This is a genomic window from Amycolatopsis azurea DSM 43854 (assembly GCF_001995215.1).
In the GTDB taxonomy this organism is placed as follows: domain Bacteria; phylum Actinomycetota; class Actinomycetes; order Mycobacteriales; family Pseudonocardiaceae; genus Amycolatopsis; species Amycolatopsis azurea.
In genome coordinates, this window is record NZ_MUXN01000026.1 from 15,143 (window position 1) to 30,516 (window position 15,374).

12 protein-coding genes are annotated in these 15,374 nt (G+C 69.4%); 6 read left to right on the forward strand and 6 right to left on the reverse strand.

Going from position 1 to position 15,374, the window contains the following annotated elements; translation table 11 throughout:
* Positions 1–5: 5 nt before the first annotated feature.
* Positions 6–1,343 (reverse strand): LVIVD repeat-containing protein, encoded by a 1,338-nt coding sequence (locus B0293_RS34045; protein ID WP_005162284.1) that lies wholly within the window; start codon positions 1,341–1,343, stop codon positions 6–8.
* Between the two features lie 100 nt (positions 1,344–1,443).
* On the opposite strand from B0293_RS34045, the gene B0293_RS34050 reads away from it, so the two are divergent.
* Positions 1,444–2,886: a peptide ABC transporter substrate-binding protein gene (locus tag B0293_RS34050; RefSeq protein ID WP_005162287.1), complete on the forward strand. Its 1,443-nt coding sequence runs from the start codon at positions 1,444–1,446 to the stop codon at positions 2,884–2,886.
* Here the strand turns inward: B0293_RS34050 and B0293_RS34055 are convergent, their stop codons facing one another.
* Complete coding sequence (locus tag B0293_RS34055; protein WP_005162296.1) at positions 2,887–3,765, reverse strand: LysR family transcriptional regulator; 879 nt, start codon at positions 3,763–3,765, stop codon at positions 2,887–2,889. It lies immediately after the preceding gene.
* A 71-nt stretch (positions 3,766–3,836) separates the two neighbouring features.
* Here B0293_RS34055 and B0293_RS34060 point away from each other — a divergent pair, with 71 nt between their 5' ends.
* Complete coding sequence (locus B0293_RS34060; RefSeq protein WP_039919072.1) at positions 3,837–4,871, forward strand: SDR family oxidoreductase; 1,035 nt, start codon at positions 3,837–3,839, stop codon at positions 4,869–4,871.
* 84 nt (positions 4,872–4,955) lie between these two features.
* Here B0293_RS34060 and B0293_RS34065 read toward each other — a convergent pair whose 3' ends face one another.
* Positions 4,956–5,696, reverse strand: a complete 741-nt coding sequence (locus B0293_RS34065) for an SDR family oxidoreductase (protein WP_005162300.1) — start codon at positions 5,694–5,696, stop codon at positions 4,956–4,958.
* A gap of 221 nt (positions 5,697–5,917) precedes the next feature.
* Here B0293_RS34065 and B0293_RS34070 point away from each other — a divergent pair, with 221 nt between their 5' ends.
* Together B0293_RS34070 and B0293_RS34075 are read left to right on the forward strand one after the other, a co-directional pair.
* Positions 5,918–6,325, forward strand: a complete 408-nt coding sequence (locus tag B0293_RS34070; protein ID WP_005162310.1) for a YegP family protein — start codon at positions 5,918–5,920, stop codon at positions 6,323–6,325.
* Between the two features lie 156 nt (positions 6,326–6,481).
* Positions 6,482–7,585: a substrate-binding domain-containing protein gene (locus tag B0293_RS34075; RefSeq protein WP_005162321.1), complete on the forward strand. Its 1,104-nt coding sequence runs from the start codon at positions 6,482–6,484 to the stop codon at positions 7,583–7,585.
* A 67-nt stretch (positions 7,586–7,652) separates the two neighbouring features.
* Here B0293_RS34075 and B0293_RS34080 read toward each other — a convergent pair whose 3' ends face one another.
* The 3 genes from B0293_RS34080 to B0293_RS34090 form a co-directional block, all read right to left on the reverse strand.
* Complete coding sequence (locus tag B0293_RS34080) at positions 7,653–9,545, reverse strand: S8 family serine peptidase (RefSeq protein WP_005162323.1); 1,893 nt, start codon at positions 9,543–9,545, stop codon at positions 7,653–7,655.
* Positions 9,546–9,781: 236 nt separating this feature from the next.
* Positions 9,782–10,666, reverse strand: coding sequence for a sortase (locus B0293_RS34085; protein WP_005162327.1), 885 nt, complete (start codon positions 10,664–10,666; stop codon positions 9,782–9,784).
* On the reverse strand, positions 10,663–13,002 hold the full coding sequence (locus B0293_RS34090) for a hypothetical protein (protein WP_005162344.1): 2,340 nt from the start codon (positions 13,000–13,002) through the stop codon (positions 10,663–10,665). Before B0293_RS34090 ends, B0293_RS34085 begins: the two co-directional genes overlap by 4 nt.
* A gap of 218 nt (positions 13,003–13,220) precedes the next feature.
* Between B0293_RS34090 and pstC the strand changes: the two genes are divergently transcribed.
* Together pstC and pstA are read left to right on the forward strand one after the other, a co-directional pair.
* The gene (gene pstC / locus B0293_RS34095; RefSeq protein ID WP_005162347.1) at positions 13,221–14,210 is read left to right on the forward strand and encodes a phosphate ABC transporter permease subunit PstC; all 990 of its coding nucleotides are present in this window, start codon (positions 13,221–13,223) and stop codon (positions 14,208–14,210) included.
* Positions 14,207–15,343, forward strand: coding sequence for a phosphate ABC transporter permease PstA (gene pstA / locus B0293_RS34100; protein WP_005162351.1), 1,137 nt, complete (start codon positions 14,207–14,209; stop codon positions 15,341–15,343). Before pstC ends, pstA begins: the two co-directional genes overlap by 4 nt.
* Positions 15,344–15,374: the final 31 nt, after the last annotated feature.

Here is a 15,374-nt window from a genome sequence, read left to right on the forward strand (position 1 = left end):
TTGACTCAGGCGGTGAGCTTCAGGATGTCGATTCCGCGAGTGTTGTCGGCGACGTAGACATAACCCTTGTGCCAGTACGGCGCCCACGCGGAGGCGTCCGCGGGGCGGAAGTAGGCGATCTGCTTCGGGTCGGTCGGGTCGCTGACGTCGAGGAACCGCGTGCCCTGCGTGTAGAACGACTGCACGAGGACCTTGCCGCGGACGTCGAAGTAGTGCGCGGAGCAGTCACCCGTCGTCGGGTCACTGCCTTCCTGCCCGGCGACGCTCCAGGTGCCGACGGACTTGAGGCGGAACGGCTTCTCCGGCGTCGAACGCCAGCCTTCGCCGTTGTACGAGTTCTGCAGCGACGAGATCGTCAGAACGCCGTCACCGGCACAGCCGTCGAGGAAGCTCTCTTCGGTGGCGTAGATGAGGTCGCGGCCGTGCCAGCGGTTCGAGTCCGCGCCGTCGGCCGAACGGTGCCCCGCCGGGTGGAAGCTGTTGTGCATGAACTTCGACGGCGCCGCCGTCTCCTCGATCCCGCCGCCCGCGTAGGGCACCGGGTTGAACGCGGTCGCGCGGCGGACCTTGCCCTGGACGGGATCGCGGTGATAGCCGCTGGTCCAGTAGCCGCGGACACCACCGCGCCCGGACACCCACGCCACTCCCTCGTCGTCGACCTGGACGTCGTGCACGTAGTCGGTCTTGCCGTCGTTGCGCGCGAGTTCGATCGGGTCCGGGGCGGTCTTCGGGTTGCGCGGATCGCGGATGTCGGTCACCCAGATCGGGCGGCCGCCCCAGTCCGCGGGCTGGTTCGCGGCCTTCGCCGGGCCGCCGGTCCAGAGGTACCGGCAGTCGTCGACACAGCTGGTCGTGTGGCCGGCGGGCACCTTGGTGTAGCTCAGGATGGCCGGCTTTTCCGGGTTCTTCAGGTCGATGATGTAGATGCCGGACTCGCCGGTCTGCGTGGTGCCGCCGAAGGCCCGCGGGTCCCGCGCGAGGAAGACGAGCTTGCGCTTGACGTCGACCTCGGTGTCCTCGGTCTCCCACAGTCCGGGCAGGCTGACCTCGCCGATCAGCTTCGGCGCGGTGGGGTTCTTCGTCAGGTCGTAGACCTTCAGGCCGAACTCGCCGGAAACCGCCATGACGTCGCGATTCCCGTACTGGAGGAAGCCCATGGCGATGGCGCCTTGCGCGTCGGGCACGTTGCCGACGGCCTTGACGTTCTTCACCGCGCCGGGTGCCCCCGCGACCCGGACCTTCTCACTCGCCGGCTTGTCCTCCTCGCCGCACGCGGCGGCGGGCAGGCCGGTGGCGATCAGGGTCACGGTGACCGTCGCGATCGCCAGGCACGAACGGAGCAACCAGTTTCCTCGCACAGAAACCTCCCAGGCTGGTCACCCCACCCTATGATCACCACTTTGCCCGCACAACCGCCGTTGGTCGGTCCGGGACTGCTATGACATGACCATGCGCTTGCGTCTTCTGGCCCCGCTCCTCGCCGCCGCCCTGGTCGCGGCGGGCTGCACGGAATCCGGCGAATCGCCCGCACCGGACGTTCTTCGCGTGGGCTTGGCCGCCCCGGCGACCTTGCTGCCCGCCGACATCCGCGACCAATCCGGCCGGATGCTCGCCGGGGCACTGTGGACGCCGCTGGGCGATTACGACCCGACGACGGGAAAAATGACGCCACGCGCGGCCGAATCGGTCACCAGCCCCGACCGGACGACGTGGACGGTCAAGCTCAAGGACGGCGCGAAGTTCCACGACGGCACCCCGGTGACCGCGCAGTCCTATGTGGACACCTGGAAGACGATCGGCCAGGAGCAGTGGCAGGCGTCGCGGGTGGTCAAGGAGCTCCTGCGGGCCAAGGAGATCACCGCGCCGGACCCGCTGACCATCCGGCTCGTGCTCGACCGGCCGTCCGGGCAGACCCCGGCGCTGCTCTCCTCGCCCGCGCTGGTCCCGCTGCCCGCGTCGGCACTGGCGTCCCGCGACTGGGCGGGGTTCGCGCAGCGGCCCGTCGGCAACGGGCCGTTCCGGCTGGACGGCGCTTGGCAGCCGTCCGGCGGCACACTGGTCCGCGTCGCGGACGCGCCGGGCAAGGCGCGCGTGATCGAGCTGAAGACCGGGGACGCGGCGGCGCAGTACGACGAGGTCAAGGCAGGGAAGCTCGATCTCTCCACGGTGGTCCCGGGCGATCGCCACGAGGCCATGCACGCGGATTTCGCGCAGCGGCACGTGATGTGGGCGCTCCCGAACGTCTCCTACCTCGGCTTTCCGTTGACGGCGGCACATTTCTCCGACACGACGGTCCGGCACGGCTTCGCGCTCGGTGTCGATCGCGCCGCGCTGGAGGCAGGCGTCCTCGGCAAGCAGGTGGACCCGGCGAAGTCGCTCCTGCCGCCCGCCGTCGCGCCCGGTGAGCGCAGCAGCACCTGCCGCCCCTGCACGTTCGACGCCGGCGCCGGGAAATCCCTGTTGACCCAGGCCGAGTTCCCCGCCACACCTGTCCATTTCGGACAGTCCCAGGCGAACTGGCTGCGACCGCTGGCGGACCAGGTCACCAAGGCCGTCGGTGTCCCGCTCGCGCCGGAACCCGGCCAGGGCCCGTTCGCGCTCGATATCGGCCTGATGACGCCGAGCCCGCAGGAAGTGCTCTCCGAGATCGCGAAAACCACCGGTTACGCCAGTGACGGGTTCGCCGACCTGCTGAAATCGGCCGAGGAGACCGAATCCGCCGACAGCGGCGAGGTCTATCGCCTGGTGGAGAACCAGTTGCTGCGTGATCTCCCGGTCGCGCCGCTGTGGTCCGGGCACGGGCACGCCGTGTGGGCCGAGCGCGCGGGCGACGTCACGGCGACGACGTTCGGCGGCGTGGACCTGTCGGCGGTTTCCCTGCACTGATCAGAGCGTGCACTTCCCCGCGACGACGTCGATGAAGGCCGACGTCAGCGGGTCGGGCGCGCTCCGGCAGTAGGCGGCGAGCGTGCGCCGGATCGCCGGTTCGGGGCGAAGGACGCGGCCGTGGAAGCCTTCGGGCAGCACGTTGGCCGGGACCAGCGCGGGACCGAGCCCCGCCGCCGCGAGCACCGGGGCGGCCGCGGTCTGTTCGGTCCGGACCGCGGCCCTCGGCTGGAATCCCGCCGCGGCGCAGGCCTGGTCTACGAGATCGGCCAGGCCGTTGCCCGGCGCGTAGTGCACCCACGCGCAGTCGGCGAGGGTCGCGAGGTCGACGACGCCGGTGCCGTCGTCCTCGCGCGGCCCGTCGATCGGCAGGACGACCACGAACTCCTCGGTGCCGAGCTCGCGCACCGGCCCGTCCCAGCCCGGCGGGACCGGGCCGACCGCGACGTCGGCCTCCCCCGCCGCCATGGCGTCCCGGAGTTCGTCCGCGTGCCGGAACTCCACCAGGCGGACGTCGACGTCCGGCCGCTCCCGGCGCCACACCCGCAACGCCGTGGGCAGGACACCGATACCGACCGAGTAGACCGTGGCGATCTGGAGTTCGCCCGCTTCCAGCCCGGACGCCTGCCGGGCCGCGCACCGCGCGCGTTCGGCGTCGGCGAGGGTGGCGCGGGCGTGCGGGAGCATCGCGCGGCCCATCGGCGTGAGCCGGACACTGCGCGGCAGGCGTTCGAGCAGCGGGCCGCCGACCCCCTTCTCCAGCGCGCGCATCTGGTGGGACAGCGCGGGCTGCGTCACGTGCAGCAACTCCGCCGCCCTGGTGAAGGAGCCGGTGTCGACGACGGTCACCAGGTATTCGAGCTGCCGCAAGCTGGTCATGAAGAGAGTTTATCGAAGCGGTGAGATCTATGTCTTGGACTTATCCGCGCGAGGAGTCCAGGCTCGGTGACATGAACGAAGAACGCAAGGTCGCCCTGGTCGCCGGGGCCAACGGGGTCATCGGCAAGAACCTGATCGAACACCTGGAGAGCCGGCCCGGCTGGCGGGTCATCGGCCTGTCCCGGCGCGGCGGCCCCGGCCAGATCGCCGTCGACCTGCTCGACGCGGACGACACCCGCGCGAAGCTCGGCGGCCTGGACGACGTCACGCACGTGTTCTACGCGGCTTATGTCGACAAGCCGACTTGGGCCGAGCTCGTCCCGCCGAACCTGGCGATGCTGACCAACCTGGTCGACGCGATCGAGCCCGCCGCGCCCGGCCTCCGCCACGTCAGCCTCATGCAGGGCTACAAGGTCTACGGCGCCCACCTCGGCCCGTTCAAGACCCCCGCGCGCGAGGACGACGCCGGGCACATGCCGCCCGAGTTCAATGTGGACCAGCAGCAGTTCCTGGAGCGGCGGCAGGCAGGGAAGGCCTGGACGTGGTCGGCGATCCGGCCGTCGGTGGTCGGCGGGACCGCGCTGGGCAATCCGATGAACCTCGCGCTGGCCATCGCCGTCTACGCGTCGATCTCGAAGGAACTCGGGCTGCCGCTGCGCTTCCCCGGCAAGCCCGGCGCGTATGACAGCCTTCTGGAGATGACCGACGCCGGGCTGCTGGCGAAGGCCACCGTCTGGGCAACGGGCGCGGAGAACGAGGCGTTCAACATCGCGAACGGCGACCTGTTCCGGTGGAGCGACCTCTGGCCGAAGATCGCGCGCTACTTCGACCTGGAGGTGGCGCCGCCGCTGCCGATGTCGCTGGACGTCGTCATGGCGGACAAGGAAGAACTCTGGACCTCGATCGCCGCGAAGTACGGCCTCGAAGTTCCGTACAGCGCGGTTTCGTCGTCGTGGGGCTTCGCCGACTTCGTGTTCGGCTGGGACTACGACATGTTCGCGGACGGCTCGAAGGCCCGGCGGGCCGGTTTCCACGAGTACGCCGAGACCTCGTCGATGTTCTTCCGGCTGTTCGACGAGTTCAAGAAGGCCAAGGTGATCCCGTGAGGCTGAAGGGGACTTTCCCCGCATGCGATGTGGGGAAAGCGCCCTTCACCGCGTGAGACGAGGGGAAAGTCCCCTTCAGCCGCCCTAACCCCGCCCGATGTACGGCATCGCGGTCGCCGTGACGGTCAGGAACTGCACGTTCGCGTCCAGCGGCAGCCCGGCCATGTACAGCACGGCGTCCGCGACGTGCCGGGCGTCGAAGGTCGGCTCGGCCTTGACGCCGCCGTCCGCCTGCGGGATGCCGTCGGCCATCTTCAGCGTCATCTCGGTGGCGGCGTTGCCGATGTCGATCTGTCCACACGCGACATTCCAGGCCCGGCCGTCCAGGGAGATCGACTTCGTCAGCCCGGTGACCGCGTGTTTCGTCGCGGTGTAGGCGACGGACGCGGGCCGCGGGGCGTGCGCGGAGATCGAGCCGTTGTTGACGATCCGGCCGCCACGCGGGTCCTGCGCCTTCATCAGCCGCACGGCCTGCTGCGCGCACAGGAACATCCCGGTCAGGTTGGTGTCGACGGTGCGTTTCCAGTCCGCGAAGGACAGTTCGTCGACGGTCCCGCCCACCGACACGCCCGCGTTGTTCACCAGGAGATCCAGCCGTCCCCACTCGGCGCGCACCGTCTCGAACAACGCGGCGACGGAATCGGGGTCGGCGACGTCGGTGGGCACCGGAAGCGCTTTCGCGTCCCCCGCGGCGGTCTCCGCCAGCGCGTCCGCGCGGCGGCCGGCGAGCGCGACCCGGTAACCGGCGCCGAGTAACGCACGGGAGATCTCCCTGCCGAGCCCGGAACCCGCCCCGGTGACGACCGCGGTCCTGCCGTTGCCCATCGATCCTCCTCGCAGACCGTGCCGGACCGATCCGGCTCGGTGATTGTTTTCCGATTACCCGCGTCCGTTCAGGCTAGCGCGCCGCCGCCGGGGCAAAACGTTCACCCGGCGGCCGTCGCGCCTTAAGGAAAACCGGTAACCCCTTCACCACATCGAGGCGATTCACCGGATGTGCCCAGGGGGAATTCACACCGTTCACTCCGCCGACGGAGTGCCGAACGGTGAAGAAGAATCCACGCTTCCAGCTGGTCCAGACCGGCGAACAGACCATGCGATGGCGACTGCTCGGCGGCAACAACGTGTCGCTGGGTTCCGCCCCCGCCGACTATCCACGAGCCGAGGAATGCCTTGTCGCGATCGCCTGGCTCAGCACGAACATTTCCGAGCTGACCAGCGATTTCAGCCATCTCAGCGGCGGCCGCTGGCGCTGGCGGCTGCATACCGGCGACCGGGTCGTCGCGATCGCCACCCATGCGTACGGACGGCGCATCGAGGCGCAGCGCGGACTCGACCGGTTCCGGTCGGCCACCACCGAGGCGGCCATCGGCGAAGGAATCGAGACCATAGCCGATTGGCGCCGGAAATACCGTCGCGATTCCGGCGGACATTCACCGAATCGTTCCCCGTGACGATCGATCACGGAAAGTGCGTTCCCCGGAGATTAACCATCAGGACGTCGGGCGGGAAGGCGAAGCACCGTCGCCGGACAGTGTTGCGGAGCGAGGATTGTGCCAAGTCACGGAATCCCGTGACGACTTGGGGACTAGAGAAAGAGTGCAAACAAGATGCGTGCTCGTACCACTCGGTTTCTCGGCGCCACCGCGATCGCCGCGTGTGCCTGCCTCACCCTGACCGGCACCGCCTCGGCGGTCGCCCCGGCCAACGGCCTCGAAGAGGTCATCGCCGCGGCGGGCTCGGACACCACCGTCGACATCACCGGCGCGATCCTGGCCAACGCCAACAGCGCGGCGGCGAAGGCGGCCTGGAACACCGACCCCGACAACTACGTCAACGTGCCGCCGGTGCTGGCCGCGGGCCAGACGTTCACCGTCCCGGCCGACCCGTTCGCCGACGCGGTCACCTACGGCAGCGGCGGTGTCCCGGTGCCGAACGGTTCGTCGCAGGGCAAGGCCGCGCTGAAGGCCTCGGCCGAAGCGGGCGACGGCAAGATCGACATCGCGCGGTCGTCCTCGGCCCGCAGCTCGTCCGACCCCGCCAGCTTCGAGTTCTTCGCGTTCGCCACCGACGGTGTCACCTGGTCGTCCTCGGCCACCGGTTCGGGCGCGGGCCTGACCCTGACGCTGGCGCAGCTGCGCGGCATCTACGACGGTTCCATCACCAACTGGAACCAGGTCGGCGGCGCCAACTCCCCCATCGCGGTCTACCTGCCGCAGACCGGTTCCGGCACGCTGAGCTTCTTCACCGGCACCGTCCTCGGCTTCGACCCGACCACCAAGCCGGTCACCGTCAAGCGGTTCCAGGAGCACGACGGCAACTCCATCCCGGCCGCCGACCGCGCCACCGCCATCGCGCCGTTCTCCATCGCCCAGTGGATCGCGCAGGGCAACGCGGTGACCGCCGACAAGCGCGCGGGCTTCACCGTCAACCCGCTGACCGGTGCCGGCTTCAACGGCTCCCCGGTCTCCGGTTCGGCCGGCAGCTACACCCCGGCGTTCACCACGGCGTTCCTGGGCTCGCGCAGCGTCTACAACGTCGTCGACTCCCGCACCCCCAGCTACGACCAGGCCAAGCGCGCCGTCGGCTTCGACGCCGGTGACTCGGCCTCGACCGCCAGCCCGCTGTGCGGTGGCCAGCTCGCCACCACGATCCAGCGGTACGGCTTCCTGACCGTGTCGGGCCCGAACGGCCTGTCCTGCGTCAAGTCCTGAAGCTCCTGAATGACAGAAAACGGCCCGGCGCGCGTGCGCCGGGCCGTTTTCCTTGATTGAGAACCGTTTACTTGGGAGCGACGCCCAGCGCGGCGAGCGCCGGGTCGGTCATGATCACGCCTGCCCCGGTGACCGGGTCGAAGCCCGGGGCGCCGAGGTCGATCGCGGTCGAGGTCAGCGCGTTCCGGATCTCCGCCTGGGTCGCGGCGGGCTTGCCCTGCTTGAGCAGCGCCGCGATGGCGGCGGCGCTCGGCGCGGCGGCGGAGGTCCCGAAGAACGGCTGGAAGCCGGTCACCGAGGTCGCGACGCCGTCGGCCGCGGTGATGTCCGGCTTGTTCCGCGTCGCACCACCGGTCGAGGACACGTTGCCGGGGGTGATCACCGAACCGTCCGGGTTGTAGAACTGGTGACGGCGACCGTCCGAAGTGAACCGCTCCCATTTGCTGGCGGCGGTGAACAGGCCGGGGAACGGACCGGCCGGGTTCGCCGGGTCACCGGTCTCGAGCGCGCGGCCGAAGGCACCGGCGGCCGGGGCGGCCGCGACACTGAAGGCGTTGACCGCGGCCGAGTGGCCGGAGGTGACACCGTTGGTGCTGAAGGCTTTCAGCGAGCCGGAGGCGACGAAGCGGCCGCGGATCACGTTCAGCGCGATGAACCGGTCGGAGCCGCTGTACTTGACGACGGCGACCTTGAAGCCCGAGCCGCTGGCCGGGACCTGGGCGATCTCGTACGGGTTCTGGGTGCCGTTCTGCGCGTTCTCGCTGGAGGCGACGACCGAACCGGACGAGTTCAGGACGAACAGGTCGTAGTCGCTGGTGGCCTTGCCCCACGGGTCGGACCAGAACAGGGTGACGTAGCGGCCGACCGAGTTCGGCGAAAGCGCGTTGTACAGCTGGGTCGTACCGCTCGGGTCGAAGTCGTGCGGCGTCCCGGTGATCCCGGAGATCTTGCTGGTGGAGCCGCGGAAATCGCCTTCGTAGTAGCCGCTGGTGCCGTCGGTCAGGTTGCCCGAGTTCCCCGCGGAGGAGAAGTAGAGCACGCCCGCCGCGGTCACGTCGTTGACGGCCTGCGCGACCGGGCCGTCCTGGAACGGCGACTCGTCGAAGTAGGACACGTCGTCGACGATGATCGTGCACTTGCCCGTGGTACGGAGCGCGCGGATGTTGTCGGCGAAGCTCTGCTCGCTGGTGAACGCGGTCGCGAAACCGAGCGTGGCGCCGGGCGCCATGTCGTGGATGATCTCCAGCATCGCGGTGCCCTCGTCACCGCTGCCCGCCTGACCGGGAAGGACGTCGACGGCGGGGAGCTCGCCGGCGGTCTGGGACGCCTGGAGCGACTTGACGCCGTCCGAGAGCACGCAGACCTTCTGCCCGGCGCCGGTGACGCCGTACTTGGTGCGGGCGGTGTCGTTGCCGTGCGCCTTGTCGCCCTCGGCGACCTGGAGCGCGGCGGCGGTCTTCTTGGCAGCGGCCTGGCGCCGGTCCTGCGGCGCGGACTCGTTCCAGGTCATCGCCTGGGAGGCGGCCTTGACCTCGGCGACGTCCCCGCGTCCGGCGATCGCGTCGACGGCGCCGAGGGGCAGGTCGGCGCGGATCGCGCCGGTGGGAGAGGCGTACCGGACGCTGCCGCCCGCTGCCTTGACAGCGTCCACCAGCGACTGTCCGGCGCCCTTGATGTCCACCGCGACGGTGCCGGCGTCGCTGACGCCCAGCCCAGTCCGGTAGTCGGGCAGCTTGCCCGCCAGGCCCTTGTCGGCGCGCAGGCGCTTTTCGACGACGAGCTGACTCGACTGCTTGCGCTCAGCCGGGGTGAGGCTGTTCTTGATGCTCTGCAGCGCGGTGATCCCGGTCTGCGTGCGTGCCTCCTCCGACGGCTGGGCACCGGAAACCGCGGTCGACAGCAGCAAAGCGCCGACCGCGACCGGAACCGAGCATGTGACCACTCGGCTGAATCTGCTCATCGAACTCTCCCTGTTTTGCAGCAACACAGCGCACTCCGGCTAAAGCGCGCTGACGGCGTGACGCCCCGTCACAGGAATCCCTTCGGTTGCCCGAATGAATTACCCCTGATCGGGTGCAATGGAGAGAATCTAAAGAGCTATCAGTGAGGAGTCCACCGACCAAAGTCGGTATCGGGCGAAGATCCACATCGTGAGAAGGAACTGAAGTCCGGAAAGACCGAACTCCCTCTCAGGACCTAAGCCCAGGCCGGAAAGAGTCGCCAAAGCGCCAAAGCCGCCAACGACGCCAGAGTGAGCAGTACCGGTCCGGTGATGACGTAGGTCGAAACCGGACGCCACCGGCGATAAAGGAATGTCGCCCCGGCCGCCGCCGCCACGAAACCGCCGAAGGCCAGGACCAACCCGGCCCACGCGGTCGTGTCGCCGGTCCGGCCGTCCTGCGCGTCCGCCCGGCCGTTCTGCGGGGTGGGCCGGAACGGCCTCCCCTCCAGGGCCGCGGTCACCACCGTCGCCTCGGCCGAGGCCAGCGGCCACCAGGACGCCGACGTCACCAAGGTCAGCCGGTCGTTCTGGGTCTTGCCGTAGTCGGCACCTTCGTCCAGCGTCCTCGTGCCCGCCTCGGTCACCCGGTAGACGGACTTGCCCTGTGTCGTCGCGACGACGATCTCGTCACCCGGCTGTAGCGTGTCGAGCGCGCCGAACGGGCCGCCGTATCCGGCGTTGCGGCCGGCGATCACGGCGTTGCCCGGCTGGCCGAGCCCGGCCGTTCCCGGGACGTGCCCGGGCCCGGACGCCGTCTCGCTGCTCGACGCGCCCTCGATGACCACCTGCTGCACCTTGAGGGCGGGGATCTCCAGGACGGCCACCGGCTTGCCGAACTCGACCGGTTTGGCGGGCGGCCCGCCACCGAACAGGCTCTGGCTCGCGCCCAGCGCCACCCCGATCTCGCCCCGGATCTCGGTCAGCGCCTTCCGCTGATCGCCCGATTGCAGCATCGGGCCCAGCGCGTAGACGACCAGCGCCAGCGCCACCAGGGTGGTGACCAGCCAGGCGAACACGACCGCGCCGATCCAGCCGGGGCCGAACCGCAGGAACTGCCTCTCCTCGACCTCGACGCTCACGCCACGCCACCCGACGGCTTGCGACGCAGGAGACCGATCAGCATCGCCAGCGCCCTGGTCAGCCACGACGGCACCGGCCGCCCGGCCGCGAGGTACGCCGTCGCGGACGGGAGGGTCGCCAGGAGCACCAAGGCCACCAAGGGGATCAGGGCGCCGAGCGCACCGGCACCGGCGAACTTCGGGATGCTGATCGACTCGGCGAGGTTCTTCGCCGCCGCCACGCTTTCCGGAGTCGGGGCGACCGCGGGAACCGGTCCGACGGCGGCCGTCACCGGCGTCCCGGCCGACGAACCCTGTCCGCCGGACGGTCCGCCCAGCGACGGGTTGGCAGCGGGCGTGACACCGTTCGCTCCCGGCGGGGGCGGGTTCTTCGCCTCTTCCTTTTCCTCACAGGCCTTTTCGACGGTGCCGGTGCCGATCTTGGCGATCCGTTCGGAGGCGGTCGCGGCCAGGCCGGAGCTCAACCGGACCATTCCGGGAGGAAGCAGCGCCTGTCCGTAGCCCGCCGCGAGACCGGCGAACGCCTTCAGCCTGTCCTGCTTCTCCTTCATCGGCTTGCAGTTCGCGTCGATCAACGGGTTGACCGGGACGGCCATGTACTCGACGAAGGTGAGCGGGTACGCGCCGTCCTTGGCCACGGTGCCGGCCTCGGCCGTCCCGTCGGGGCCGATCTTCATCGCGTCGACCGCCGCGTGGAGGCTCTGCTCGTTCGGCGCGACAAAGTTCCCCTTGCCGTCCGGGAGCGCCACCGGCGTCCAGCGGTTGATCGTCGCCGTCGCGAGATCGGTGATCACCCAGTTCACGCAGCCGCCGTCGCAGTCCGCGCCACGCCCGGCGACGGCGTTGTCCACGGTCTTGCGCACCGCCAGCTGGCCGGTCTTCGCGTCGACGTTGTTCACCCGCGACCGACCGGGGTCGAGCACGCTCAGATCGGAGATCACCCCGGGAGACTTCCCGCTCAGCCCAAGGAAATAGTCGTTGCCGAGCGCCGGGAAGACCCACTCCTTCGGCGCGGTCCCGGCGAGGAGCCTGCTCAAGGCGAGCGGAACCGTCCCCGCTCCCGACTCCCCGGTCACCCCGAAGAAGTCGGCACTCCCGTTGTACCCGGAGCGGCGGTTCGCGGCGACCACGCCGGTGGGCTGGCCGTCCTTGATGGCCGAGAGCGCGGCGTTGCGGCCGACCAGCGGCGACCCGTTCTTGAAGATGCCGCCCCGGCCGTCGGCGTCGGGGTTCTGCCCGCCCTTGGTGAACATGTTCGCCAGCTCGGCGCTGGTGAACGCCATCGTGCCGGCGAGCTTCGCGCCGAGGGGGTTCCCTTCGTCGTTGACGTCGGTCGGGGACCACCCGACCGCGGCGATCACCGCCGCGTTGACGCCGACGGGGACGTACTCCCTGGACCGGACGGTCTGCGCGGCCAGCGCGCTCCCGCTTCCGGTGATCATGAGATCGGAGGCGCCCTTGTCGAACGCGGTCAGCCCGGTGTCCTCGGTCTCGCTCACGATGTTGGTGGGCTGGTCGGCCTTCGTCGGAGCGCAGATCGCCTGGTTCCAGGCGACCGCGGCCCGCCCGAGCCGTTCCGGCATGCTGGCGTCGAGCGTGTTCCTGCCGATCCCCTGGCAGCCCTTGACCCCGATGCCCGGCAGGTAAGGGGTGAACTTGATCGAGTCGTCGACCCAGGTCACGGTCTTGCCCGCCGCGTCCTGCGCGGTGATCTGGATCGTGACGCTGCACGGATTGTTCTCGTCGCAGGTGAAGGAGAATTGCCGCCTGGTCTTCGCACCGGTCACCGGATCGACGACCAGCGGATTGTCCGCCCACGGGACCTTGGGGAATTTGTCCCCGGGATTCACCGCTTTCTCATAAGTGGTGTAAAGCGGGTCCCAGGCAACGGCGTGCGGCCGCAAAGTGCCGCGCGGGATCGTCGTGTCGAAGACGACGTCCCCGGTCGTGCTGCTCCGCACCCTTTCCATCGACTGCATGCCCGCGTTCTTCCCGGCGAATTCGTCGCCGAACTCGTCCTGGCAGTAGGACTGCACCCTGGTGAGAAGCGTGCTGTCCTTCGGCCACGGCGGGACGTAGACCTTCTTCATCAAATTGTCCGGCACGTCTTTCGGGCAGATGACGAGCTTCGCCCGCGCCCCCTTGGGCAGGCCCGAAAGCGTGATCCGCAGCGGGTCGCCGTTCTGGACCGCCGAGAGATCGGCGGGCTCGGTCTTGAGCCGGTACTTCGGATTGTCGGGCGGCTGTGCCTGCGCGGCGGGAACGGACACGCCGGCGACCGCCAGCATCCCGCAGATCAGCAGGATCCCGACTCGTCTCGCGCGGACCAGGACCATGGACGGCTCCCCAGATTTCACGCGACCCAACGTCCCCGAATCACCCGTTCGGGGTCAACGGGCCGGGACCGTATGCCCGCACTGATTCACACACGCCCCGTCGGGCGTTCCCCGTGCGGACACCTTTCCCGGCCACGGGCACCACATACTGGCCGCATCGAGGGGCGACGTGGTGTGCCCTGAACTCCTTTACTTGCCAACACGAAGGAAGGCCGCTCGTGACCGTCGCGCCACCCCGGCCCGACCCGTCCCCACCGGGAGCCCCGGTGCGGCGGGCGATCACCGAAGTCCTGTCGCGGGCCGACCGCGCGTTCCGCCGGGTCACCACCGGTGCCGGGCTGACCATGCTGGCGATCCTCGTGGTCATCGGCTTCTTCCTCGTCTACCGGTCCGGGCCCGCCTTCGACACCGCCGGTTTCGGTTTCTTCGCCACCATCCGGTTCGACCCGGCCTCGGGTGTACTCGGCGTGCTCGGCCTGCTCTACGGGACGATCGTGGTCGCGCTGATCGCGGTCCTGATCGCGGTCCCGCTGAGCATCCTGGCCGCGCTGTTCATCACCGAGTACTCCAGCGGGAAGATCCGCGGGTTCCTGACCGGGCTGGTGGACCTGCTCGCGGCGATCCCGAGCCTGCTCTACGGTTTGTGGGGCTTCGCCTTCCTCGGCCCGCAGATCATGCCGATCTCGGTGTGGCTGACCGAAAACCTCGGCTGGTTCCCGCTGTTCTCCGACAAGGAGAACGCGCTGTACATCCAGTCGATGTTCATCGCGGGACTGGTGGTCTCGCTGATGGTCCTCCCGATCACGACGTCGGTGATCCGGGAGGTGTTCGCGCAGACACCGCCCGGGGAGAAGGAGGCGGCGCTCGCGTTGGGCAGCACCCGCTGGGGCATGGTCAAAACCGTCATGCTGCCGTTCGGGCGAGGCGGGATCATCGGCGGTTCGATGCTCGGGCTCGGCCGCGCGCTCGGCGAGACGATCGCCGTTTCCCTGCTGCTGCCCCAGGTTCCGGAGATCACGAAGCACATCCTCCAGTTCGGCGGCGCGACGATCTCCGGGTTCATCGCCAACAACTCCGGCGCGTCCGGGCTCGCGCTGTCCGGCCTGATGGCGGCGGGGCTGGTGCTGTTCGTCTTCACCCTGGCGACGAACTTCACCGCGTCGGTGATCATCTCCAAGAGCCGTTCGGGTGCGGGGGTGGACGCGTGACCGCGACCCTGACTCCCCCCGTCGCGCCCGCCCCGCGCAAGCTCGTCAAACGGCGTCCGTCGGAGACCACCAGGCAGGACCGGCTCGCGGCGATCGGCTGCGCGGTGTCGGCCACCCTGCTGACCTGGTTCGTCATGCATCTGCTGCTGGACTCCCCCGGCTGGCTGGCCGACCTGATCGTCGCGTACCTGCTCTACCTGGCGATGCTCTACCTGGTCACCCGCGACAGGCTGGGCAGGCTCGCGGCGTCGGACCGGCTCGTGTCCACCGTCGTCGTCACCGGGGCGCTGGTCCTGCTCGCCCCGCTGCTGTCACTGCTGATCTACATCGTCGCCGAAGGCGCGCCCTATCTTCGGCTCGCTTTCTTCACCCACGACATGTCCACGGTCGCGCCGACCGATCCGGCGACCGAGACCGGCGGTCTGCACGCCGTCGTCGGCACCCTCGAACAGACCGCGCTGACCCTGGTGCTGGTGGTACCGCTGGGCGTCCTCACCGCGGTGTTCCTGAACGAGACGCGGTCCCGGTTCCGGCGTCCGGTGCGGATCATGGTCGACGCGATGAGCGGCCTTCCGTCCATTGTGGCCGGTCTGTTCGTGTACGCGGCCCTGATCATCCCCGGCATCCAGGCGGGCGTGGGACTGTTCAGCTACAACGGGATGATGGCCACCCTGGCCCTGACGATGGTCATGCTGCCGACCGTGACCCGGACGGTGGACGTGGTGCTCCGGCTCGTTCCGGACGGCCTTCGCGAGGCGTCGCTGGCACTCGGCGCGAGCCGGGCCCGCACGGTGTGGTCCGTGGTTCTCCCGACCGCGCGGACCGGGGTGACGACCGCCGTGATCCTCGGCATCGCCCGGGTGGCGGGTGAGACCGCGCCACTGCTGTTCACGTCGTTCGGCGCGCTCGGGATGAACGCCAATCCGTTCTCCGATCCGCAGGAGAGCATTCCGCTGTTCATCTACCGGTTCATCAAACAGCCGCTGGAGAACGTCCAGCAGCGCGGCTACATCGGCGCACTCGTGCTGATCCTGCTCATCTTCGGCCTGTTCGCGATCGCCAGGGTGGTGGGCCGCGACCGGTCGAAGCGCAAGGCCAAGAAGACCACCGTGAAGACACAGGAGAACCGGTGACCGACACTGAAGTGTCCTACGTGGACAGTCC